The sequence below is a fragment of the Hafnia alvei genome, assembly GCF_900095695.1.
GTDB lineage: Bacteria > Pseudomonadota > Gammaproteobacteria > Enterobacterales > Enterobacteriaceae > Hafnia > Hafnia alvei_B.
In genome coordinates this window covers 1-1061 of sequence record NZ_FMIQ01000083.1, presented here as the reverse complement: position 1 = coordinate 1061, position 1061 = coordinate 1, and the positions used below count along the sequence as shown (strand labels likewise).

Genomic DNA, 1061 nt, shown 5'->3' with positions numbered 1-1061 from the left:
TAAAGCATGGGGACTGCTTTCGGTCGCTGTTCGTTTATGTAACGACGTGAATGAGGGCGCTAGAATAAATAGTCACTCTTATTGGTTTATCAGTGTCTTTGACTATGACGATTCAGGGCAAAAGGCTTGGCGTTCGGCACCGCTGCAGGCGGTGTACTTTGGATCGCTGCGTGCCGGTGGTGCGCTACCCCCACAATGGCCGGGCAGCTCTGCGTGATGTTCCGCTGTCTGCCGGACCGACATGAAGATGAAGCGCTGATGCGTGCCTCCCTGAAGGCCGTGCGTCTGCAGATGAAACAACTCAGTCGACTGACAGGCTATAACGTACCGATGGTGCTGAATGCTGAGTTCAGTGGCCCGGAGACGCCATGGATTGTGGTGCGGGGAGACTCGGCCCTTGTGTGCCGCGACGATGAGTCTGCTATCTCCCTCTGTGAGTGGCAGCGCTCAGCGCAGACTGCCACGGTACAGCCGTTGCTCACAGAAGCCAATGCGATGCTGCATAAGATAGTGCTGGATGAACTGGGAAAACCCGACCGTCTGTGTCCACCAATCCGTCCTTTTGCCGTCACCCTGCGCTTTGGTCATATCCGGAGCTGCGCGACGGCTCTGTGGCCACAATGGCTGTTTCGCCAGACCCGTATCTCCCCGTCTGATCGCGTCAGCGCGTATGAACGTCGCTGGCACTTCGCCGATCCCGTACTCCCGCTACTGGCACCCTATACCACCCCGTTGCAGGGCGGTAAAACCGGGCGTCGGGTGGTGTTGATGTTGCTGTTGTGCGCGCTTGGTGCCATCGCGCTATCTGTGCGACATAACCAGGCGCTTATCCATAAGGTCAGCGCCGACCTTCAGCGCTGGCAGGCTATCCCGATGAACCACTATGACCCAAAAGCACAGGCACTTCATGCACTGCAGCAGGATGCGCTGTTGCTGGAGCGTTGGCAGCGTCAGGGCGTACCACAACGTTATGGTCTGGCGTTATATCCGGGTGATCGTCTGTGGCTCGCGGTTCAGCAGGCCATTGATACTTACGTCCCGCCACCACCACCACCTAAGCT

General features: G+C 57.8%; 2 pseudogenes. Both read left to right on the top strand.

Features of this window, described 5'->3' with window-relative positions:
• Window positions 1-109: 109 nt before the first annotated feature.
• Window positions 110-187, top strand: a pseudogene (locus BN1044_RS24250) (type VI secretion system protein TssL, short form); the annotation flags it as partial.
• 8 nt (window positions 188-195) lie between these two features.
• Window positions 196-1061: pseudogene (locus BN1044_RS22265) on the top strand (OmpA family protein); the annotation flags it as partial.